The organism is Bartonella sp. AP88HLJMH (genome assembly GCF_042195605.1).
Classification (GTDB): domain Bacteria; phylum Pseudomonadota; class Alphaproteobacteria; order Rhizobiales; family Rhizobiaceae; genus Bartonella.
This window is the reverse complement of the sequence record NZ_JBHIOR010000102.1, coordinates 1-839: the sequence shown is the minus strand read 5'-3', so window position 1 is coordinate 839 and position 839 is coordinate 1. Positions and strand designations below refer to the sequence as shown.

Here is an 839-nt window from a genome sequence, read left to right as displayed (position 1 = left end):
GTTAATAATGTGATTACCAAAGTGGAAAGCGAGAGCTTTGTTCAGCAAGATAAGACAACGAGTCGTCTCACTATTGGCGCAGCAGTAGAAGGCGGAGAAATCAACATAACCAACAAGAATAAAGGGGATAGGATACTTTCTGGAGTGAAGGCAGCAACACAAAATAATGAAGCTGTTAACAAAGGTCAGCTTGATGAAAGTTTAGAGAAGCTTTCTACCAGCCTTCAGTCAGATGACTCGGCTGTTGTTCATTACGATAAAACAGGTGATGAAACTGATTATACGAGTGTGACTTTAGGCAAAGGTAAGGATAAGGCAGCTGTTGGTCTTCATAATGTTGCCGATGGTCAGATTGCCAAGGGTTCACATGATGCAATCACGGGTGGTCAGATTAATAAAATCGGTGAGGATGTAGCTAAGTTTTTAGGTGGAGAAGCATCCTTTAAAGATGGAGCTCTTACACAGCCAACGTATAAATTATCTTACATTGCTAAAGATGGAGTTGTAACAGAGAGTGCCTTTCAAGGTGTTGGAACCGCTTTTGCAGGTCTTGATGAGAATATCAAGAATGTGAATGCAAGGATTAAAGAGGTTTCTGAAGGAGTAGCGCAGGATTCTTTGTTATGGAGCAAGGAAGCCGATGCCTTTGTCGCGCGTCATGAGAAGAAGCAAGAAGAACAAGGCAAAGCTGTCAGGACACAAGAAAACAGTAGAATTACGTTTCTAGCAAATGGTGAGATTAGCGCTAAATCAACGGATGCTGTAACGGGTGGTCAGCTTTATTCGCTGAACGAACAACTTGCAACTTATTTTGGTGGTGGTGCAGGTTATGATAAAGA

1 pseudogene is annotated in these 839 nt (G+C 42.0%); it reads left to right on the top strand.

From position 1 onward, the window contains the following. Positions 1-839 (top strand): annotated as a pseudogene (locus ACFIMA_RS09805) (hypothetical protein); the annotation flags it as partial.